The following is a 20,387-nucleotide window of genomic DNA, read 5'->3' as shown; positions in this document are numbered from 1 at the left end:
AATGGACATGAGTGTTTTCGACCTTTTCAAGATTGGCATTGGCCCGTCGAGTTCCCACACGGTGGGGCCAATGGTGGCGGCGCGCCGCTTCCTGGTCGAGAACAGTCCATTGGACGATGTTGCCTCGGTGACTGCTGAGCTGTTCGGCTCCCTGGCCCTGACCGGCGTTGGCCACGGCACCGACAAGGCCGTGCTGCTTGGCCTGATGGGCGAAACGCCGCAAGGCGTGGATCCTGACGCGGTGGACGATATGCTGGCCGCCGCCGACGTGGATGGGGAGCTGCGCCTGCTGGGCGAGAAGACCGTACCGTTCACGCGCAAGCAGCACCTGCTATTCCATATGGCCGAGAACTTGCCGGGCCACCCGAACGGCATGCGCTTCACCTTGCAGCGCGCGGATGGCAGCACGCTGACCAAAATTTACTACTCGGTGGGCGGCGGTTTCATTGTCGCCGAAGGCGAGCAAAGCGCGGCGGACGACAAGCCCGCCGTGCGCTTGCGTTATCCCTTCAACACCATGGCGGAACTGCTGGGCCACGGCGTCAGCAGCGGCAAGAGCATCCCGCAAATGCTGCGGGAGAATGAGCTGAAGCGGATGACGGAAGCCGAGCTGGATGCTGGCCTGGACCGTATCTGGCACGTCATGCGCGACTGCATCCAGCACGGCCTGGAGACTTCCGGCCAATTGCCGGGCGGTCTGAAGGTGAAGCGCCGCGCCGCTGATTTGTGGCGTCAGGCGCAGCAGGGCGACCGCACCAACCAGCTGCCGCACGACGCGCTGAACGGCGTGAGTTTGTACGCCATGGCGGTGAACGAAGAGAACGCGGCAGGCGGACGTGTTGTAACCGCGCCTACAAATGGCGCCGCCGGCATCATTCCGGCTGTGCTGAAATATTATGCGGAAGACTGTAAACCAGTCGATCCGGTGGCGGGCGTGCGCGCCTTCATGCTGACGGCTGCCGCGATCGGCATGCTGTGCAAGCGCAATGCCTCGATCTCCGGCGCTGAAGTCGGCTGCCAGGGTGAAGTGGGCGTCGCATGTGCGATGGCCGCCGCCGGCTTGGTCGCGGCACTGGGCGGTACCAATGCGCAAATCGAGAACGCCGCCGAAATCGGCATCGAGCACCACCTCGGCATGACCTGCGACCCGATCGGCGGCCTGGTGCAGATCCCGTGCATCGAGCGCAATGGCATGGGCGCGGTGAAAGCGATCACCGCCGCCTCGCTGGCCTTGAAGGGCGACGGCACCCACTTTGTCACCCTCGACAATGTGATCGAAACCATGCGCCAGACCGGAGCCGACATGCAGGCCAAATACAAGGAAACGTCGCTGGGTGGCCTGGCCATCCATGTGGTGACGGTGAACCACGCCGCCTGCTAAATTAAGGTTTTGTGGGGCAACGCCCCACGAATATTCGGTTGGCACTATAATAAATGTCCGTTTTTACCTGCCAACCGGACTTTCTACTCTATGCAATACGTGTCTACCCGGGCCGACGCGTCGGCTGCAGCACACTCCCCACAGCAGTTTTCCGACATCCTTTTGGGCGGCCTGGCACCGGATGGTGGCCTGTACCTGCCCGTGGAATACCCGCAAGTCACCGGCGAAGAGCTGAACAAGTGGCGCTACATGTCCTACGCCGACCTGGCGGTGGAGATCCTGAAGAAGTTCGCTGACGACATTCCTGAAGCGGATCTGCGCGCCCTGGCGCATAAGACCTATACCGCCGACGTCTACCGCAATGTGCGCGAGGGCGAAAACGCCGCCGACATCACGCCGTTGCGCGTGCTGGACGACAGCGACGGCAAAAAGCTCATCCTGCAATCGCTGTCCAACGGCCCGACCCTGGCGTTCAAGGACATGGCCATGCAATTGCTGGGCAACCTGTTCGAATACACGCTGGCCAAGCAGGATGCGCAGCTGAACATTTTCGGCGCCACCTCGGGCGATACCGGCAGCGCGGCGGAATACGCCATGCGCGGCAAGAAGGGCATCAAGGTGTTCATGCTGTCGCCGCATAAAAAGATGAGCGCCTTCCAGACCGCCCAGATGTTCAGCCTGCAGGACCCGAACATCTTCAACATCGCCGTCGAAGGCGTGTTCGATGATTGCCAGGACATGGTCAAGGCGGTCTCGAATGACCTGGAATTCAAGGCCCGCCACAGGATCGGCACCGTCAACTCCATCAACTGGGCGCGCGTCGTGGCGCAAGTGGTGTATTACTTCCGTGGCTATCTGGCAGCGACCAAGAGCAATGAGCAGAAGGTTTCCTTCACCGTGCCGTCGGGGAACTTCGGCAATATCTGCGCCGGCCATATCGCCCGCCAGATGGGCCTGCCGATCGACAAACTGATCGTCGCCACCAATGAAAACGACGTGCTGGACGAATTCTTCCGCACCGGCGTGTATCGCGTGCGCAAGTCGGCCGAGACTTACCATACCTCCAGCCCGTCGATGGACATTTCCAAAGCGTCGAACTTTGAGCGCTTTGTGTTCGACCTGGTGCAGGGCGACGGCAAGCGCGTGCGCGAGCTGTTCAAAAAAGTGGAAACCGAAGGCGGTTTCGACCTGTCCGGCGCGCCGGGCAGCGATGGCGACGAATTCAAGCTGGTCGAAAAGTTCGGCTTCAAATCCGGCAAATCGAACCACGATGAGCGCGTGCAGACCATCCGCGACGTGGCCGACGACTACGGCATCGTGATCGACACCCACACCGCCGACGGCATCAAGGTCGCCAAAGAGCATATCGAGCCTGGCGTGCCGATGATCGTGCTGGAAACCGCGCTGGCGGCCAAGTTCAACGAAACCATCCTGGAGGCGCTGGGCCAGGACGCGGAGCGCCCGGCAGGCTTTGAGAACATCGAAACGCTGCCGCAGCGCTTTGAAGTGATGCCGGCCGACGTGGCCAAGATGAAGGCGTTCATCGCCGCCAACACAGGACTGTAAACAATGGCAATGCTCGCCGTCCGCGAAGCCCTCGATTTCCTGCTCGCCGCCGCGCGCCCCGCGGCGGAAGTTGAAACCGTGCCGACCCTGGAAGCCAATGGCCGCGTCCTGGCGCGTGCCGTGGTGTCGGGCATGAATGTGCCCGGCCATGACAACACGCAGATGGATGGCTACGCGGTGCGCGCCGCCGATTGCGCCAGCGGCAGCGCCACCTTGTCGGTCACGCAGCGCATCCCGGCCGGCCATGTCGGCCAGCCCTTGCTGCCTGGCTGCGCTGCCCGTATCTTCACCGGCGCCATGATTCCCGAGGGCGCGGATGCGGTGGTGATGCAGGAGCAGTGCGAAGCGGCGGAAGGCCTGGTCACGATCCGCCACGCGCCGCAAGCCGGCGAATGGATTCGCCGCACCGGCGAGGACATCAGCGTCGGCAGCGTGATCCTGGCCAGCGGCACGCGCCTGCGCAGCCAGGAACTGGGCCTGGCCGCCTCCATCGGCATGGCCGAACTGGCGGTGCGCCGCAAGCTGCGCGTCGCAGTGTTCTTCACCGGTGACGAGCTGGCCATGCCGGGCGAACCGCTGGCGCCGGGCGCCATCTACAATTCCAACCGTTTCACCTTGCGCGCCTTGCTGGAAAACCTGGGGTGCGAGGTGCAGGACCTGGGCATCGTGCCCGACTCCCTGGATGCCACGCGCGCCGTGTTGCGCCAGGCGGCCAATGGCAATGACCTGATCATCACCTCCGGCGGCGTGTCCGTCGGCGAGGAAGACCACATCAAACCCGCCGTGGAGGCGGAAGGCAAGCTGAATATGTGGCAGATCGCCGTGAAGCCGGGCAAGCCGCTGGCATTTGGCGAAGTAGGGCAGGCTTTCTTCATTGGCCTGCCGGGCAATCCCGTGTCGAGTTTTGTCACCTTCCTGCTGTTCGTGCGGCCCTTCCTGTTGCGATTGCAGGGCGCCGATGTCCCGGCGCAGGCGCGCGGCATGCAGCTGCGGGCCGACTTCAATTGGCCGAAAGCCGACCGCCGCAACGAATTCCTGCGCGCGAAACTGAATGAGAAAGGCGGCCTGGACCTGTTCCCCAACCAGGGTTCGGCCGTGCTGACCTCCACCGTGTGGGGCGATGGCCTGGTCGACAACCCGCCCGGCAACCCGATTGCGGCGGGCGATGTGGTGCGCTTTATCCCCTTCAGCGAATTGATGTACTGATATGCAGATCAATCTTAAGTATTTTGCCAGTGTGCGCGAGGCGCTCGGCAGCGGCGAAACCGTCGTCCTGCCGGATGGCGTGGCCACTGTCGGCGCCGTGCGCGCCTGGCTGATTGGGCGCGGCGAACCCTGGGCCGGAGCTCTGGCGGAAGGGCGCGCCCTGCGCATGGCCAGCAACCAGCGCATGTGCGACGCCGCTGCGCCCGTGGCGGCTGGCGATGAAATTGCCTTTTTCCCACCAGTGACAGGCGGTTAAGACCTCCTCGCAACAGCGCGCCGGCTACTGTTGACCTGGCGCGCCATCGGCATATACTTGGAACTGTGCGGCCCAAACCTGCCGCGCACGTTTCCCCTCTAAAATCCCGTCGCCCCCTCCCTGCGGCTTATTTCCTTTCTTGCAAGGAGAGTCGCAATGGGTTTCGTCTTTGTGGCGGACGCGGTTTCCGTCCCTCCGCTTTTGCATTCAGCGCGCCTGCATATCGCCGGCTCCACGACCATGGGACCGCTGCTGCGCGAGATAGCGGCCAAGTACCGCTTGCTGCATCCCGAAGTTGCGATTGAGGTGGAGCTGGGCGGCTCCCTGCGCGGCCTGGAAGAGGTGCGCGCCGGCCATGCACACATCGCCATGCTGTCGCGTGCCCTGGCGCCGGGTGAGCACGACCTGTATGGCATACCGATTGCGCGCGATGGCCTGGGGGTGGTGGTGCACACCGAGAACCCGATGGAGCCGCTGGACTTCGAACAGCTGCAGGCCATCTTCAGCGGCCGCATGGATGCCTTCCATGTCGTCGCCGCCCAGCCGGGCAGTGCGTCCAACGCCTTGCTGGCGCGCTTCCTGCGCCAGCCGCTCGATACCTTCAAGCCTAACGCTGCCGTTGAATCGGATATCGAACGCATGGCGGTAGTGGCTTCCTGCGAGAACGCCATCTCATTCGTTTCGATCGGCGCGGCGGAACGCGCCATAGCGCAGGGCGTGTCGATCCGGCTGCTGCCGGTTTCGGGCGTCTCGGCCTGCATGGCCAATATCCGCAATGGCAGCTACCCGATTTGCCGCTCACTCACGCTCGTCAGCAAAGAGCCGCCGCTCGGCATTGCGCGCAGTTTTTTTGCTTTCTGCCTGTCGGCGCAAGTAAACGGCATCCTCAGCGCCTTCGATTTTGTCCCCTACCTGGATTGAGCTTATGGAACCCATCGCACTTTTCCATGACCGCCTGGGCCAGGTGCTGGCCGCGGCGCATAGCAGCGAGCACACGGCCGCCGTGCTGGTGCTCACCATCGACCGTTACAGCGGCATTAAAATCAGCCACGGCCCCCAGGCGTGCAGCGCGCTGCTCTCGCATGTGGCGACGGCGCTGGCCCGCGTCCTGCAGCCTGGCGAAAGCATGACGCGCCTGCTAGGTTGCCAGTTTGCTGTAATCATTCCCGGCCTGGCCCGGGAAGAGGACGTGCTGGGGCTGGCCGAGCGCGTACTGGAGGCGGTCAAGCGGCCGATGCCCTGGCATAACGACAATGTCGCGACCAGCGCCAGCATCGGCATCGCCCTGGCCGGCGATGGGCGCGACAGCGCGGCCGTGCTGCGCGCCGCTCATGTGGCCATGGCGCAGGCGCTGAGCCTGGGCGGCAATCGATTCTGCTTCTATCGGCAGGAGATGAATGCGCGCAGCGCGCGCATCTGGGCGCTCGACGCGCTGGCGCGGCGCGCCGCGCGCCACGGCCGCGATGTGCTGGCAGCCGATCCCCCAAGATCGACTACAATGCAGCCCCTATGGAGAGTAATCACGAACAATGTGTAGCCGTCATCGGCGGCGGCCCCGCCGGGCTGATGGCGGCGGAAGTCATGGCCGCGGCAGGCGTGCGCGTCGCGGTTTACGACGCCATGCCGTCGGTCGGCCGCAAGTTCCTGCTGGCCGGTCGCGGCGGCATGAACATCACGCATGCCGAACCGTATGAGCAGTTTATGGCGCGCTACGGCAGCCGCGCCGGCGTCTTGCGCCCCATGCTGGACGCCTTTACACCGGACGATTTGCGCGGCTGGGTACACGGTTTGGGCATCGATACGTTTGTCGGTACTTCCGGCCGCGTCTTCCCGACCGAGATGAAGGCCGCGCCCATGCTGCGCGCCTGGTTGCACCGGCTGCGTGAAAGCGGCGTGCATTTCCACCAGCGCCATCGCTGGCTGGGCTTGACCGGCGACGGCGCGCTGCGCATCGCGGCGCCGGACGGGGAGCACATCGTGCGCCCGGCAGCCACCGTACTGGCCCTGGGCGGCGCGAGCTGGGCGCGTCTTGGTTCGGATGGCGCCTGGCAAACCTTGCTGGCGCAGCACGGCGTTGAGGTGGCGCCGCTGGTGCCGGCCAACTGCGGTTTCGACGCGCGCTGGAGCGAGCATTTTTCCGCCAAATACGCCGGCCAGCCTTTGACCACGGTGGCCATCGGCGCCCGCAAAGGCCAGCTGGTGATCACCGCCAGCGGGGTGGAGGGCAGCCTGATCTATGCCGTCTCCGCCGGCATCCGCGACCGCATCGCCGCCGAAGGCCGCGCCACCATTGAACTCGACCTGCTGCCGGATTGGCCGCTGGAGCGCCTGCAGCAAGAGCTGTCGCACCCGCGCGGCTCGCGCTCGATGTCGAGCTTCCTGCAAAGCCGGGTGAATATCAAAGGCGTGAAAATCGGATTGCTGCACGAAGTGCTGGACAAAGAGGCGTTCCACGACCCGCTGCGCGTGGCCGCCACCCTGAAGGCGCTGCCGGTCATCCTGCACGCGCCGCGCCCGATCGACGAAGCGATCAGCAGTGCGGGCGGGGTCCGTTTCGAGGCGCTGCAGGGAACGATGCTGAAGGCCTTGCCCGGCACCTTCGTGGCGGGCGAGATGCTCGATTGGGAAGCGCCGACCGGCGGCTATTTGCTGACGGCGTGCTTTGCCAGCGGCCTGGCCGCCGGCAGGGATGTGCTGCGCTACTTAGTGAACCCAGCTCACGCCGCCTGAGCCGCTGCGGCTCACATTGCGGTCGTTCGGGTTGCCGTACACGCGGATGTCGCCGGAACCCTTCATCGTCACATCCGCCGACTGGCGCGCAAAGACATTGGTGGTGCCGGAGCCCTGCAGGGTAACGGTCACTTTGTCGGAGGCCAGGTGCTGCGCGTTCAGGTCACCGGAACCGGTCAGGTCGGCGGTCAGCTCCTTGCAGCTGCCGCTGGACGTGATGGCTCCCGAACCCACCATTTCGAGCGTTACGCGATCACCCTGGCCGGTGTTCAGGTTCAGGTCACCGCTGCCGTGCACGCCGGCTTCCACCTGTTTATAGCGGCCATTGAAGGTCAGGTTGCCCGAGCCTTGCAACTGCACGCTCAGGTGCTCGCCGCTGAACCCATTAACCGTGCTGTCGCCGCTGCCGTTGATCACCAGCTCATTCAGGGATGGCAGCACAAGTTCGACTTCAATCGGGCGGCGCGGATGCAGCAGCAGGCCTTTGGAGCCGATGCGCAGGGTATTGCCTTGCTGCTCAGTGGCGATATTGCCCAGCAGGCGCTGCTCGCCACGCACCTTGAGCGAAGGGATGTCGCCCTGGCGCAGGCGCAGGTCGATCGGGCCGACCAGCTCCACGGTGGAGGTGGTGGCGGCCACTTCGCGCACCTCGGTGCGGGCGGTACGGCCGGCGACGCTGGTGGGATTGGCGGCGCCCTGGACCCGCAACATGCTGTAGGACACGGCGGTCAGCAGCACCGCCAGCAGCGCCATGCCGAGGCCGATCTTGAACAGGGAACGGAAATTCATGGTCCTTCCTTTCACGCGCCGCGCAGCAGCGAAGCGTTCATCTGGATGTAGCGTTTCAGTCCGATCAGCGAGTATTTGGTGACCACGATGCTGGCCAGCGTCAGCAGGATGCCGAGCAAGACCAGGCCGATGCCGACCACGGCCTGTGTGGCGCGCGACTCGCTGTCGAGGTCGGAGGTGATATGGACGCCGCCTTCGGCCATGGCTTCCGCGCCTTCCAGCAGTTTCTCGGACTTGCTGGCGGCTTCATCCCATTCCTTGCGCAGGCCGGGGGATGGCTCCTGGAAGATGTCCACGCCTTGCTCGCTGATCGAGACCTTGGTTTGCATGCGGGCTTCGACCTGCTCGCCCTCGTCGTCGTAAATGACCAGGTGGCGCAGCGGGCCGCTCAGCACCAGCTCATTGGCGCCGGCCAGCCCGCTTGCCGTAATGGCAATGCCGCTGATGTAGAAGGCGAAAGCGCTGGCATAGACGGAAATCAGCAGGGCCGAGAATACAGCCGCCGGCACAACCATGAACAGGTTGAATATGCCCAGGCCGATGAAAGAGAACACCACGCGCGCCAGGTTGGCGGGGTTGCGGTGCTGCTCGAAGGCTTGCTGGTGGCTGCTGGCGCGCAGGGTCATGGCGATCTTGCGCGGCTCATCCAGGTCGGCCACGATCTCGGCTTCGCTGCGGCCGGCGGCCAGCTCGTCGATGAAACGCTGTTCGTAGTAAGCCATCGTCTTGGCCGCGATATCGGGCGGCAAGCCGGCGAGGGCCTTCTTCAATGCGTCCAGGTACTCATTCTTGCTCATTAGTAACTCCAGCCTTCTTTTACTCCATGTTGTCACTGTAGTGGACAAGATCGCGGCGCTCCACCGGCGTGCGACAGGCTGCAGAAATGCGGGAGCAGGCGACCAAAACGGGGGACAGGCGGGGCACGCTGCTCACGCCCTGCTGCGGCGGGCGGCCCCGGCCAGGAGTTTGGCCGCCTGGACGCCGCTGCGCACGGCCATTTCCAGGGTGGCGGGATAGTCGCCCTGGGTGTAGTCGCCGGCCAGGACCAGGCCATCGAGCGCGGTGGCGTTGGCGGGTCGCTCGAGCCCCGCTGTGCAGGCGAAGGTGGCGCGCTTGTCGGTGATGACGCGCGTCCAGGACGGCTGCGCCAGCGCCGGCCGGCCCAAATCCGCCGCCAGCTGGGATGCCAGGGCTGCCGCCAGTTCCTCCTGCGGCAGCTCGGCCGCCGCGCTGGCAGCGCTGATCACCACCGCGAACAGGCCCTCCTGCCGCGGGTCGAGCTGGCCGCGGTCAAAGACGAACTGGCCATAGCGCCGGCTTGCCGGATCGTCCACCAGCGCGTAGAAGGGCGTTTCCAGGCGCGTGCCAGCGGGGTATTGCAGGTAGCAGGTCGTGATCGGCTCCGATTCCAGGCCGGCAAGCTGCGCCGCCAGCGCCGCAGTCGCCTCCAGCGGCTGCAGCAAGGCGGCCGCTGCGGCCGGCGCAGTCGCCAGCACCACCCCGTCGAACTCCGCCTCGCCTACCAGCCACGTCGATAAAGTGCCGGGCTGTAGCGTGCTTATTTTGGCGCCGAGGTGGATTTGGTGGCCCTTCTTCTGCAGCCAGGCGGCGGCGGCGGCGGGGAAGAGCGCGGAGAGGTCGACGCGCGGCAACAGCATGTCGGAGGCGGCGCGGCCGGCGCCGAGGCTGTCGCGCAGCACGGCGAGGAAGACCTGGGCCGAGGCGTGTTCCAGCGGGGTATTGAGCGCGGCCAGGCAGAGCGGGCGCCACATCAGTTGCACCAGCCTTGGGGTTTGCTCGAAGCGTTCCAGCAGCTCGGCCACGCTGCAGTCATTGTTCAGGCGCCAGCCCATCCAGCGCGCGGTGGTGCTGAAGCGGGCCAAGGCCAGCTTGTCTTCGCGTTCCAGTCCGCGCGCGCGCAGCAGGGCAATGCCGACGTGCAGCGGTGCCGGCAGGCGCGGGGCGATGAAGTCCATGCCGGTGCCGTTCGGGTAGCGCATCTGCAAGGGCAGCTTGAGGATGGCGGCGTTGAGGTCGACGCCCACCAGGCGCATCAGCCGCAGGGCTTCGCGGTAGGCGCCGAGCAGGATGTGCTGGCCGTTGTCCAGCACGCGGCCGTCGATATCAACCCGGCGCGCGCGGCCGCCCACTGTGCGTGCACCTTCGAAGACGGTGACCTGGTGGCCGCTGCGCGCCAGTTCGACGGCGGCGCTGAATCCGGCCCAGCCGCCGCCAACCACCGCAAAGCGCTTAGCCACGAACCCAGGTCTTCCACGCCAGCCACAGTTTGCGGATCGGCGTCAGCGAAATGCGTTGCTTGAGGACGTGGTAGCCATCGTCCTCGATCTCGTTGAGCAGGGTGCGGTAAATGGCTGCCATGATCAGGCCAGGGCGCTGGGCGCGGCGGTCTTCTTTCGGCAGCAGGGCGAACGCTTCGTCGTAGGCTTTTTGCGCGCGCGCGACCTGGAATTGCATCAATTTGGCGAAATTTTCGGTTTCGCGTGCGTTCAGCAGGTCGGCCGCGGTCACGTTGAACTGCTGCAGTTCATTCACCGGCAGGTAAATCCGGCCTTTGCGGGCGTCTTCGCCCACGTCGCGGATGATGTTGGTCAGCTGGAAGGCGTGGCCCAGTTTTTCCGCGTACTGCAGCGTTTCCGGGCGCGTCACGCCGAAAATCGAGGCGGACAGGATGCCGACCACGCTTGCCACGTGCCAGCAGTACTTCGACAGGCCGGCGTAATCGAGGTAGCGGGTCTGGTTCAGGTCCATTTCCATGCCGTCGATGATGGCCTGCATATGCTCCTGCTTCAGGTCATACACGGCAATGTGCGGCTGCAGGGCCTGGGTCACTGGGTGGCTTTGCTGGCCCTGGTACATCTGGGCGATCTCGTTGCGCCACCAGGCCAGCTTGATGCGGGCCAGCGATTCGTCGCTGCATTCGTCCACGGTGTCGTCGACCTCGCGGCAAAAGGCGTACAGCGCCGTGATCGCGCGGCGGCGTTCCGGTGGCAGGAACAGGAAGCTGTAGTAGAAACTGGAACCGCTGGCGGCGGCCTTCTGCTGGCAGTATTCGTCGGGGGACATATTCTTATGGCGTGGGTAATGCTGACAAAGGCGCTATTTTATAGGGAAGTGCGGCGCATCCGAAGCGCGCGCCAGAAAACCTTGAACCAGTCGCGCTTTTCAAGCTTGGGGCGACGCAGGAAAACGTCATAATCGACTTCCTCGATCGCCTCCAGGATGCGCAGGCCGCCTTGCACCACCATGCGCAGTTCGAGTCCGATACGGCCTTTCAGGCGGCAGGCCAGCGGTGCGCCTTGCAGCATCAGCGCGCGGGCCCGCTCCACCTGGAATTTCATCATGGCGCGCCATTTCGCCTTGTTATCGGGGCGCGACAGGTGGGCCGGCGACAGGGCGTAGCGCGTCAAGTCCTCCATTGGCAGGTAAATGCGCTCTTTGTGCTCGTCAATGGCGACGTCCTGCAGGAAATTGATGATTTGCAGGGCGGAGCAGATGGCGTCGGAGTCGCGGATATTCTGTTCGTCGGCGGCGCCATACAGGTGCAGCATCAAGCGGCCGACCGGGTTGGCGGAGCGGGCGCAGTAGTCGAGCAGGGTGGCGTAATCGGCGTAGCGCGACACCTCCACGTCTTGCTTGAAGGCGGACAACAGGTCGTAGAAGGGGCGCAGCGGCAGTTGATGGCGCTCGATGGCGGCAGCCAGGCGTTCGAACATCGGCTCGGGGCCGTTGCTGCCGACGGCGCCGCGTTCAATCCGGCCCAGGGCCTCTTCGTAGGCGCTCAGCCCGGCCAGGCGTTGTTCGGGCGTGGCGTCGCCCTCGTCGGCGATATCGTCGGCGCTGCGGGCGAAGGCGTAGATCGCTTCCACCGCCGGGCGCAGGCGGCGCGGCATGAGGATGGAGGCGACGGGGAAATTCTCGTAATGGTCAACGGACATAGAGGTGCTGTTCTAAATTAATGACGCGAAAGTCATTTGCAAGTTTTGTTGACCCGGCTATAATTTTTTACTAAACGGAAAGTCAATTAGTTCCAGACTGGAAATAATAATGGCAAAGATGCACCCCCGGCAATTGCCAGAGACACTTAAAAGGAATTCCATCGTGTTCGTAGCAAAAAAACTACCCCTGGTTGCGGCCTGCGCCGTGCTGCTCGCCGCCTGCTCGAAAGAGGCCCCCAAGACGGAGGATATCCGCCCGGTGCGCGCCATGGTGCTGCAGGCCAGCGATATCGATGTGAACGCCGAATTCTCCGGTGAAGTGCGGGCGCGCGTCGAATCGCGCCTGGGCTTCCGTGTCGGCGGCAAGATTGTGGCACGCAAGATCGATGTCGGCAGCGTGGTGAAACGCGGCCAGGTGCTGATGGAACTCGATCCGCAGGACTTAAAGCTGTCGCAGGCGCAGGCCATGGCCGCATTGCGCGCGGCGGAAACCACGCGCGACCTGGCCAACGCGGAGCTGAAGCGCTACCAGGAGCTGCGCGAGAAGAATTTCGTCAGCCAGGCCATCCTCGACGCCAAGCTGTCGGCGGCCAAGTCGGCCCAGGCGCAGGTGGATTCGGCGCAGGCCGCATATCGCGGCATGTCGAACCAGGCCGGTTATGCGAGCCTGGTGTCCGATATCGACGGCGTGGTGACGGCGGTCGACGCCGAGGTGGGCCAGGTCGTGTCGCCCGGCACGCCGGTGGTGCGCCTGGCCAAAACCGACGAGAAGGAAATCGTCTTCGGCGTGCCGGAAGATAAGGTCGATACCCTGCGCGCCATCAAGGACGTGCAGGTGCGCCTGTGGTCCAGTCCCGACAAGTCGGTCGCGGGCAAGATCCGTGAGGTGTCGCCGGTGGCCGACCCGTCCACGCGGACTTACGCTTTCCGCGTGTCGATTCCTGCCAGCCTGGCGGAGGCCAAGCTTGGCATGACGGCGCTGGTGGCTTTCGCCTCGCGCACGGCGCAGCCGCAAATCAAGGTGCCGCTGACGGCGCTGTTCCACGAGAAGGCGGCCACTTCGGTCTGGGTGGTGGAAAACGGCACGGTGCGCCTGGTGCCGGTGACGGTGAGTGGGGTGTCCGGCAATGAGCTGGTGCTGGGCAGCGGCGTGAAGCCGGGCCAGACTGTGGTCACGGCAGGCGTTAACCTGCTGAAGCCGGGCCAGAAGGTGACCATCCTTGGAGCCGCCAAATGAAGGGCTTCAACCTGTCGCGCTGGGCGCTGGAACATATCCCGCTCACGCGCTACCTGATCGCGGTGCTGCTGATCGGCGGCCTGCTGGCGTACAAGAACCTGGGCCAGGACGAGGACCCGCCGTTCACTTTCCGCGCGATGGTGGTGCAAGCCTTCTGGCCGGGCGCCACCGCCTTGCAGATGGCGGAGCAGGTGACCGACAAGCTGGAAAAGAAGCTGCAGGAAACGCCCTATATTCACGAGATTACCAGTTACTCCAAGCCGGGCCAGACCCTGATCCTGGTCAATCTGCGCGAGTCCACGCCGCCCAAGGAGGTGACGCAAGCCTGGTACCAGGTGCGCAAGAAGATCGGCGATATCCGCTCCACCTTGCCGGCGGGCGTGCAGGGGCCGGTCTTTAACGATGAATTCGGCGATACCTACGGCTCCATTTTTGCGTTGTCCGGCGATGGGTTCACCTATGCGGAACTGAAGGACTACGCGGACCTGGTGCGCCAGCAGCTGCTGGGCGTGAAAAAGGTATCGAAGGTTGAGCTGTTCGGGGTGCAGGACGAGAAGATCAATATCGAGTTCTCGCACAAGAAGTTCGCCCAGCTGGGACTGACCATCGAGCAGATCGCTAACCAGATCGCGACCCAGAACGTGGTGGAAGCGACCGGCGTGGCGGTTACCCCGACCGATAACCTGCAGGTACGCGTATCGGGCGCGCTGCGCACGGTGAAAGACCTGGAGGAGCTGGAACTACGTGCCAACAACACCACCTTCCGCCTGGGCGACTTTGCCGCCATCAAGCGCGAATATCTGGACCCGCCGCGCGACAAGATGCGCTTTAACGGCAAGGAAGTGATCGGCCTGGGCGTATCGATGGAGAAGGGCGGCAACATCATCCAGATGGGCAAGGACCTGGAAAAGACCGTCGATGCCATGAAGTCCAAGCTGCCGGTTGGCATTGAGCTGGAGCGCGTTTCGAACCAGCCAGCCGCCGTTACCGCCTCGGTGGGAGAATTCCTGCGCACCCTGGTGGAAGCGGTGCTGATCGTGCTCGCCGTGAGCTTCGTTGCGCTCGGCCTGCACACCAAGCCGAAACTTCGCCTTGACGCGCGTCCAGGCCTGGTTGTGGCACTGACGATCCCCCTGGTGCTGGCGGTGACCTTCCTGTTCATGCGCATCCTGGACATCGACCTGCACAAGATTTCGCTGGGTGCCCTGATCATCGCGCTCGGCCTGCTGGTGGACGACGCCATCATCGCGGTGGAAATGATGGTGCGCAAGATGGAGGAGGGCCATTCGCGCCTGGAAGCGGCAACCTACGCCTACACCTCGACCGCGATGCCGATGCTGACCGGTACCCTGATCACGGTGGCGGGTTTCCTGCCGATCGGCCTGGCCGCGTCGGCGGCGGGCGAGTACACCTTCTCGCTATTCTCTGTGAATGCCATCGCGCTGGTCACGTCCTGGCTGGTGGCCGTGGTGTTCACGCCCTACATCGGCTATGTGCTGCTGCAGGTCAAGCCGCATTCCGAGGGCGGCGGCCAGCATGAACTGTTCGATACGCCGGGCTACCGCAAGTTCCGCGCCTTGGTGAGCTGGTGCGTGGAGTATCGCAAGACCACGATCGTGGCGACGCTGGTGGTGTTCTTCCTTGGCGTGTACGGCTTCAAATTCATCGAGAAGCAGTTCTTCCCCGACTCCAGCCGTCCGGAGCTGATGGTGGAGATGTGGTCGCCGGAGGGCACCGCCTTTGCGCAGACCGAACTGCAGGCCAAGAAGTTCGAGGCGCTGCTGCGCAAGGAAGCCGGCGTGGCCAGCGTGACGACTTACGTCGGCACCGGCAGCCCGCGCTTCTACCTGCCGCTGAACCAGATCTTCCCGCAGACGAACGTGTCGCAGGCCGTGGTGCTGGCCAAGGACTTGAAAGCGCGGGAGGAATTGCGCCAGAAGATCACGCATATGTTCAAGACCGACTTCCCCGAGATCCGCGGCCGCGTCCAGCTGCTGCCGAATGGTCCGCCAGTGCCGTACGCCGTGCAGTTCCGCGTCACCGGCACAGAAGTCGAGCGCGTGCGCGCCATCGCCGACCAGGTGAAGGACATTATGCGGGCCAATGCGAATACCGTTGGCGTGAACGACAACTGGAATGAATCGGTCAAGGTGCTGCGCCTGGACCTGGACCAGGACAAGATGCGCGCCCTGGGCGTCACCTCGCAAACGGTGATGCGCGCGGCGAACACCATCCTGTCAGGCACGCCGATCGGGCAGTTCCGCGAAGGCATCCGCCTGATCGACATCCAGGTGCGCCAGCCGCTGGACGAGCGCAACACGATTTCCGTGCTGAACGATACCTACATTCCGACCAATTCCGGCCGCTCGGTGCCGATCTCGCAACTGGCGCGCGTGCACTTCGTGTGGGAGCCGGGCGTGGTCTGGCGCGAAGGCCGCGAATGGGCAATCACCGTGCAGTCGGATGTGGCGGAGGGCGTGCAGGGGCCGACTGTGTCAGGCCAGATCAATCCCAAGCTGGACGAATTGCGCGCCAAGCTGCCGCCGGGCTACGAGATCAAGGTCAAGGGCGCAGCGTCCGACAGCAGCGCGGCGGAGGAGTCGATTGCCGCCAACCTGCCGCTGGCGGTGTTCATCATCTTCACCCTGTTGATGCTGCAGCTGCATAGCTTCTCGCGTTCGCTGCTGGTGTTCCTGACCGGCCCGCTGGGTGTGGCGGGCGCGGCGATGGCGCTGCTGATCATGGGGCGTCCGCTGGGCTTTGTGGCCAACCTGGGCATCATTGCGCTGTTCGGCATGATCATCCGCAACTCGGTGATCCTGGTGGACCAGATCGAGCAGGATATCCAGGCCGGCGTGCCGGCCTGGGACGCCATCGTGGAATCGGCGGTGCGCCGCTGCCGTCCGATCATCCTGACTGCCGCCGCCGCCGCGCTCGCCATGATTCCCCTGTCGCGTTCGGTGTTCTGGGGCCCGATGGCGGTGGCCATCATGGGCGGGCTGATCGTGGCGACGGCGCTGACTTTGCTGTTCCTGCCGGCGCTGTATGCGGCCTGGTTCCGTGTGCCCAAGCCGGAGCGAGCCCAATCGTAACGCAGCCGGGTAAGGATAAGTTCCATCAATCTGCGCCCGGACAGAGCTGCCTCAAACCTGGTGCTTGCAGTGCCGCCGGCCTCCCGCGCGTCCGCTAGTCTGGAAAGACTGACGACCGAGAAGGAGGACCATCATGGACTGCAAGACCACCGAACGCATCACCTTTGAGCAGCGCCTGTTCGCGCGCGAGGCCCTGGCGCAGCGCTGGCCGGCGCTGGACAAGTTCATCTGTTCCGCCGCAGCGCTGGAGGCGGCTTACGGCCAGGCCAGCCGCGCCCTGGAAGGGCGGCTCGACATTCCGCGCGGCGCCGCCGAAGAGGCGCTCCATTTCTATAATGCCGTGGTGCATGATGGGCGCTACATTGAGCATATGCTGGAGAAGCCGCAGGAAGTGGCCGGCAAGCTCGAGCTGCAGCTCTCCGACGAAGTGCTCAAGCACCTGGTCGCGGTGCACGATTTCCTCACGCCCGGCAGCACCAAGATGAATATTGCCGTGGTCGCCGTGGCGGTGGCGGTGACGGTGGTGATCGTCAAGGGCAGCGACCCGCTGGAGGAGATTGTGATCGACCAGTCCGGCATCATCAAGATGTAGGGGCGCGCCATGGCCTCCGCCGCGCCGCGCGTGCTGCTGGCCAGCATGCCGTGGGCAACCTATGCCGAACCGTCGCTGGGCCTGGCCACGCTGAAGGCGGTGCTGGACGAGGCACAGGTGGCCAGCCGCGTCATGCACCTGAACCTGGGCCTGCTGCGCCACATCAGCGCCGACACCTTCACCATGCTGGCCGCGTTTTGGGGCATCAATGAGTTCCTCTTTAGCGGCGCGCTCGACCCGCGCTTCGACGAAGCCCAGGCGGCGTGCCTGGTGGAGCGTTGCCGCCTGCACGCGCCGGAAGTGCGCCAGCCGCGCTACCGCAGCGAGGAGGAGCTGCTGCATCTGTGCCTGGCGTTGCGCGAGGATGTCATTCCGCGCTACCTGGACGAATGCGCGCAGCGGGTGCTGGAATGGCAGCCAACGCTAGTGGGGCTGAGCTGCATGTTCGACCAGACTTTGGCCTCGGTCGCCCTGGCGCGGCGCTTGAAGGCACTGCAGCCGGGGTTGCCGGTGGTGCTGGGCGGCTACGCACTGGAAGGGCGGCCGGGCGACGCCATCTTGTCCAGCTTCCCCTTCATCGATGCGGTGGCTCGCGGCGACGGTGAGCCGCAGATCGTGCGTCTGGCGCAGGCGTCGGTCGGCGCCGGGGCGTTGGGCGACATACCCGGGGTCGCGCTGCGGGGCCAGCCGGCGCAAGCGGCGCAGCAGGCCGACCTGGGCGCCAATCCGCCGCCGTCCTACAGCGACTGGTTCGCCGACCTGGATGCGCTGCAGAGGGACGAGCGCGTGATCGTGCGCAGCCAGGTCCTGCCGGTGGAGGCGTCGCGCGGCTGCTGGTGGGGCCAGCACAAGCATTGCGTGTTTTGCGGCATCGACGAGCAAACCCTGAAATACCGCGCCAAGCCGGCGCAGCGGGTGCTGCAGATGCTGGCGGCGCTGCGCGAGCGGTATGGCGACCACGTTTTCCGCTTTTCCGACTACATCCTGCCGCGCCAGTACTACGACGAGATGCTGGACGCGCTGGCCGGGCAGCAGCCGCGCTACCGCTTGATGGGCGAGATCAAGGCCAACCAGACCAGCGAGCGCCTGCAGCGTTTCGCCGCCGCCGGCTTCATCGAGCTGCAGCCGGGCATCGAGTCGTTTTCCTCAGAAGTGTTGCGCCTGATGGACAAGGGCGTACGCGGCATCCACAACGTGCTGACCTTGAAATCCGGTTACCGCAACCGGATCCAGATCAATTACAACGTGCTGTACGGTTTGCCGGGCGAACAAGCCGGGTGGTACCGCGCCATGCTGCTGCAGTTGCCCAAGCTCTACCACCTGACGCCGCCGGTCAGCCGCACCGAAACCATCGTGACCCGTTTCGCGCCGCTGCAGGCCGATCCGGCCCGTTTCGGCCTGAGCCCGCGTCCGCGCCATCACCGCTGCTACGACTTGTTGTTTGCGCAAGACTGGCTGTCTGCCAACCGTTTTGCGCTGGATGACTGCGCCTACTACTTCGCGCGCGGCTTCGATTATCCCGACGAGCTGGCGGGCCTGTACCGCATGCTGGTGGAGCAGGTCGAGCACTGGAAAGGCCAGCACCGCGCGCGCCCGGTCTACCTGTATTACGATGACGAGCCCGTGCGCGGCGAAATGACGGTGCACGACAGCCGCTTCGGCGAGGCGCGGGTGTGGCGCCTGCGCGGATTGGCGCGCCAGCTAATGCTGGCCTGCGATGAGCGCATGCAAACGCTGGAGGCATTGCGCCCGCTGGCGCGCGGCGAGGGGCAGCTGGAAGTGGCGCTGGCCGCCCTGGTGGACGAGCAGCGCCTGTTCTGGAGGGAAGGGGAGCACGTGCTGTCGCTGGCGGTGCCGGGCGCGGTCTGGCGCACACACGCTGCCACTGGCTGGACCGCGAGCTGGACGGCCAACTACTGCTAGGGGAGGCAAATGTTGCGCAGAACGCAAAAAACTCTACCGAACTCGGGAAACACCGTATAAAATGCCGGGTTGAAGTTGAAAGCTCCCGGGCGACCCCGTTTTCACTGTAAGGTCGCCCTTTGCTTTTGTGCAAATATGCCGCGAGGATGGCGAAATTGGTAGACGCACCAGGTTTAGGTCCTGACGCCAGCAATGGTGTGGGGGTTCGAGTCCCCCTCCTCGCACCATAAGTACACTTTTATTTTTATTGGACGATTTTTATAATGGCCACTGCAGTTGAAACCCTGGGCACTCTCGAACGCCGCATGACGATTTCCTTCCCGCTGTCGGACGTCCGCTCCGAAGTGGAAAAGCGCCTGAAAGTACAGGCCCGCTCCGCACGTGCTCCTGGCTTCCGTCCGGGCAAAGTGCCGATGAAGATGGTCGCCGCACAATACGGCTACCAGATCGAGACTGAAGTGCTGAACGATAAAGTCGGCCAAGCCTTCAACACCGCTGCCAACGAAAACCAGCTGCGCGTAGCCGGCTTCCCGAAGATCGAGCCAAAGCAAGATGCACCAGAAGGCCAGCTGTCGTTCGACGCTACCTTCGAAGTTTACCCGGAAGTCACCATCGGCGACCTGACCAAGGTTGAGATCGAAACCGTGAAGTCCACCGTGACCGACGCGGAAATCGACAAGACCGTTGAGATCCTGCGCAAACAGCGCGTGCACTTCCACGTGAAGGGCGAGAAGGGCGAGCACGGCGACGGCGGCGAAGCGATTGCTGCCAATGGCGACCGCGTGACCGTGGACTTCGTCGGCTCCATCGACGGCGTTGAGTTCCCAGGCGGCAAAGCCGACGGCTACCCGTTCGTGCTGGGCGAAGGCCGTATGCTGCCAGAATTCGAAGCGGCCACCGTTGGCCTGAAAGTTGGCGAATCCAAGACCTTCCCGCTGGCGTTCCCAGAGGACTACCACGGCAAGGATGTGGCTGGCAAAACCGCCGAGTTCACCATCACCCTGAAAAACCTGGAATGGGCCCACCTGCCGGAAGTTGACGCAGAGTTCGCCAAGTCCCTGGGCGTGGCTGACGGCGACCTGGCCAAAATGCGCGAAGACATCAAGGTCAACCTGGAACGCGAAGTTGCTGGCCGCGTGAAGGCACGCAACAAAGAAGCCGTGATGGAAACCCTGGTCAAGACCGCCGAGCTGGAAGTGCCACAGTCGCTGATCGCCCAGGACTCCGAGCGTCTGGCTGAAATGACCCGCCAGGACATGGCGCAGCGCGGCATGAACGTAAAAGATGTACCATTCCCGGCAGAGCTGTTCAAGGACAAAGCTGAGCGTCGCGTGCGCCTTGGCCTGATCCTGTCCAAGCTGGTGGGCGACCAGGAGCTGCAAGCCACTCCTGAGCAAGTTAAGGCGCAGATCGAAGACTTCGCACAAAGCTACGAAGATCCTCGTGAAGTGCTGAAGTACTACTACTCCGACCGTCGTCGCCTGGCCGAAGTGGAAGCACTTGTATTGGAAGAAAACGTCGTTACTTACGTCCTGGGCCTGTGCAAGAACGTCTCGAAAGAAGTAGCTTTCGACGAACTCATGGGAAGCGCACAAGCGTAATAGCTTGACAATATTCGACGCCGGCCTAGAGCCGGCGTTGTTTTCACAAGGAATTGGA

At 64.1% G+C, this 20,387-nt stretch carries 17 protein-coding genes and 1 tRNA gene; 13 read left to right on the top strand and 5 right to left on the bottom strand.

Translation table 11 applies throughout. The annotated features are described in order from the left end of the window. Nucleotide 1 precedes the first annotated feature (1 nt). The 7 genes from GTP41_RS16430 (at nt 2) to GTP41_RS16400 (ending at nt 7,139) form a co-directional block, all read left to right on the top strand. A complete protein-coding gene (locus tag GTP41_RS16430; RefSeq protein ID WP_161026658.1) occupies nt 2–1,381 on the top strand; it encodes an L-serine ammonia-lyase in 1,380 nt (459 codons plus the stop codon). Nucleotides 1,382–1,471: 90 nt separating this feature from the next. Continuing rightward, the gene (thrC, locus tag GTP41_RS16425; protein WP_161026657.1) at nt 1,472–2,947 is read left to right on the top strand and encodes a threonine synthase; all 1,476 of its coding nucleotides are present in this window, start codon (nt 1,472–1,474) and stop codon (nt 2,945–2,947) included. Between the two features lie 9 nt (nt 2,948–2,956). Then, nucleotides 2,957–4,153 carry a molybdopterin molybdotransferase MoeA gene (locus GTP41_RS16420; RefSeq protein WP_161026798.1) on the top strand — a complete coding sequence of 399 codons (1,197 nt, stop codon included), beginning with the start codon at nt 2,957–2,959 and terminating at the stop codon, nt 4,151–4,153. A 1-nt stretch (nt 4,154) separates the two neighbouring features. Then, nucleotides 4,155–4,409, top strand: a complete 255-nt coding sequence (gene moaD, locus GTP41_RS16415; protein WP_161026656.1) for a molybdopterin converting factor subunit 1 — start codon at nt 4,155–4,157, stop codon at nt 4,407–4,409. Nucleotides 4,410–4,565: 156 nt separating this feature from the next. Next, nucleotides 4,566–5,330, top strand: a complete 765-nt coding sequence (locus tag GTP41_RS16410; RefSeq protein ID WP_161026655.1) for a substrate-binding domain-containing protein — start codon at nt 4,566–4,568, stop codon at nt 5,328–5,330. 4 nt (nt 5,331–5,334) lie between these two features. Further along, the gene (locus GTP41_RS16405) at nt 5,335–5,946 is read left to right on the top strand and encodes a GGDEF domain-containing protein (protein ID WP_161026654.1); all 612 of its coding nucleotides are present in this window, start codon (nt 5,335–5,337) and stop codon (nt 5,944–5,946) included. Continuing rightward, nucleotides 5,919–7,139, top strand: a complete 1,221-nt coding sequence (locus tag GTP41_RS16400; RefSeq protein ID WP_161026653.1) for a TIGR03862 family flavoprotein — start codon at nt 5,919–5,921, stop codon at nt 7,137–7,139. Before GTP41_RS16405 ends, GTP41_RS16400 begins: the two co-directional genes overlap by 28 nt. On the opposite strand, the gene GTP41_RS16395 is transcribed toward GTP41_RS16400, so the two are convergent. The 5 genes from GTP41_RS16395 to hpnC form a co-directional block, all read right to left on the bottom strand. Then, nucleotides 7,113–7,928 carry a head GIN domain-containing protein gene (locus GTP41_RS16395; protein WP_161026652.1) on the bottom strand — a complete coding sequence of 272 codons (816 nt, stop codon included), beginning with the start codon at nt 7,926–7,928 and terminating at the stop codon, nt 7,113–7,115. The genes GTP41_RS16400 and GTP41_RS16395 overlap by 27 nt on opposite strands. Nucleotides 7,929–7,939: 11 nt before the next feature. After that, a complete protein-coding gene (locus tag GTP41_RS16390; protein WP_161026651.1) occupies nt 7,940–8,725 on the bottom strand; it encodes a DUF1700 domain-containing protein in 786 nt (261 codons plus the stop codon). Nucleotides 8,726–8,857: 132 nt separating this feature from the next. Further along, nucleotides 8,858–10,186: a hydroxysqualene dehydroxylase HpnE gene (gene hpnE, locus GTP41_RS16385; protein ID WP_161026650.1), complete on the bottom strand. Its 1,329-nt coding sequence runs from the start codon at nt 10,184–10,186 to the stop codon at nt 8,858–8,860. Then, complete coding sequence (gene hpnD, locus GTP41_RS16380) at nt 10,179–11,012, bottom strand: presqualene diphosphate synthase HpnD (RefSeq protein WP_161026649.1); 834 nt, start codon at nt 11,010–11,012, stop codon at nt 10,179–10,181. Before hpnD ends, hpnE begins: the two co-directional genes overlap by 8 nt. 38 nt (nt 11,013–11,050) lie before the next feature. Further along, nucleotides 11,051–11,884 (bottom strand): squalene synthase HpnC, encoded by an 834-nt coding sequence (hpnC, locus tag GTP41_RS16375; protein WP_161026648.1) that lies wholly within the window; start codon nt 11,882–11,884, stop codon nt 11,051–11,053. A 163-nt stretch (nt 11,885–12,047) separates the two neighbouring features. Between hpnC and GTP41_RS16370 the strand changes: the two genes are divergently transcribed. The 6 genes from GTP41_RS16370 to tig all read left to right on the top strand — a co-directional run bounded on the left by GTP41_RS16370 (nt 12,048) and on the right by tig (nt 20,329). Next, nucleotides 12,048–13,121 (top strand): efflux RND transporter periplasmic adaptor subunit, encoded by a 1,074-nt coding sequence (locus GTP41_RS16370; RefSeq protein ID WP_371867363.1) that lies wholly within the window; start codon nt 12,048–12,050, stop codon nt 13,119–13,121. Further along, nucleotides 13,118–16,213 (top strand): efflux RND transporter permease subunit, encoded by a 3,096-nt coding sequence (locus tag GTP41_RS16365; RefSeq protein ID WP_161026647.1) that lies wholly within the window; start codon nt 13,118–13,120, stop codon nt 16,211–16,213. Before GTP41_RS16370 ends, GTP41_RS16365 begins: the two co-directional genes overlap by 4 nt. 133 nt (nt 16,214–16,346) lie before the next feature. Beyond that, a complete protein-coding gene (locus GTP41_RS16360) occupies nt 16,347–16,805 on the top strand; it encodes a hypothetical protein (protein WP_161026646.1) in 459 nt (152 codons plus the stop codon). Between the two features lie 9 nt (nt 16,806–16,814). After that, on the top strand, nt 16,815–18,728 hold the full coding sequence (locus GTP41_RS16355) for a RiPP maturation radical SAM C-methyltransferase (RefSeq protein ID WP_161026645.1): 1,914 nt from the start codon (nt 16,815–16,817) through the stop codon (nt 18,726–18,728). A 140-nt stretch (nt 18,729–18,868) separates the two neighbouring features. Beyond that, nucleotides 18,869–18,955: transfer RNA gene (locus tag GTP41_RS16350), tRNA-Leu, on the top strand. Between the two features lie 36 nt (nt 18,956–18,991). Next, entirely contained in the window at nt 18,992–20,329 is a 1,338-nt protein-coding gene (gene tig / locus GTP41_RS16345) for a trigger factor (protein ID WP_161026644.1), read from the top strand. The last annotated feature ends 58 nt before the right edge of the window (nt 20,330–20,387 follow it).

Source organism: Pseudoduganella guangdongensis (assembly GCF_009857475.1).
GTDB lineage: Bacteria > Pseudomonadota > Gammaproteobacteria > Burkholderiales > Burkholderiaceae_D > Rugamonas > Rugamonas guangdongensis.
The sequence above is the reverse complement of the archived record's forward strand: the minus strand, read 5'-3'. Positions and strand labels throughout refer to the sequence as shown.

Excerpts from the sequence above, each read along its gene's own strand:
- GTP41_RS16390 (WP_161026651.1), bottom strand. The coding sequence starts at position 8,725 with ATGAGCAAGAATGAGTACCTGGACGCATTGAAGAAGGCCCTCGCCGGC.
- thrC (WP_161026657.1), top strand. The coding sequence starts at position 1,472 with ATGCAATACGTGTCTACCCGGGCCGACGCGTCGGCTGCAGCACACTCC.
- GTP41_RS16395 (WP_161026652.1), bottom strand. The coding sequence starts at position 7,928 with ATGAATTTCCGTTCCCTGTTCAAGATCGGCCTCGGCATGGCGCTGCTG.
- hpnD (WP_161026649.1), bottom strand. The coding sequence starts at position 11,012 with ATGTCCCCCGACGAATACTGCCAGCAGAAGGCCGCCGCCAGCGGTTCC.
- GTP41_RS16420 (WP_161026798.1), top strand. The coding sequence starts at position 2,957 with ATGCTCGCCGTCCGCGAAGCCCTCGATTTCCTGCTCGCCGCCGCGCGC.
- GTP41_RS16400 (WP_161026653.1), top strand. The coding sequence starts at position 5,919 with ATGGAGAGTAATCACGAACAATGTGTAGCCGTCATCGGCGGCGGCCCC.
- GTP41_RS16355 (WP_161026645.1), top strand. The coding sequence starts at position 16,815 with ATGGCCTCCGCCGCGCCGCGCGTGCTGCTGGCCAGCATGCCGTGGGCA.
- hpnC (WP_161026648.1), bottom strand. The coding sequence starts at position 11,884 with ATGTCCGTTGACCATTACGAGAATTTCCCCGTCGCCTCCATCCTCATG.
- GTP41_RS16360 (WP_161026646.1), top strand. The coding sequence starts at position 16,347 with ATGGACTGCAAGACCACCGAACGCATCACCTTTGAGCAGCGCCTGTTC.
- GTP41_RS16365 (WP_161026647.1), top strand. The coding sequence starts at position 13,118 with ATGAAGGGCTTCAACCTGTCGCGCTGGGCGCTGGAACATATCCCGCTC.
- tig (WP_161026644.1), top strand. The coding sequence starts at position 18,992 with ATGGCCACTGCAGTTGAAACCCTGGGCACTCTCGAACGCCGCATGACG.
- GTP41_RS16405 (WP_161026654.1), top strand. The coding sequence starts at position 5,335 with ATGGAACCCATCGCACTTTTCCATGACCGCCTGGGCCAGGTGCTGGCC.
- GTP41_RS16430 (WP_161026658.1), top strand. The coding sequence starts at position 2 with ATGGACATGAGTGTTTTCGACCTTTTCAAGATTGGCATTGGCCCGTCG.
- GTP41_RS16410 (WP_161026655.1), top strand. The coding sequence starts at position 4,566 with ATGGGTTTCGTCTTTGTGGCGGACGCGGTTTCCGTCCCTCCGCTTTTG.
- moaD (WP_161026656.1), top strand. The coding sequence starts at position 4,155 with ATGCAGATCAATCTTAAGTATTTTGCCAGTGTGCGCGAGGCGCTCGGC.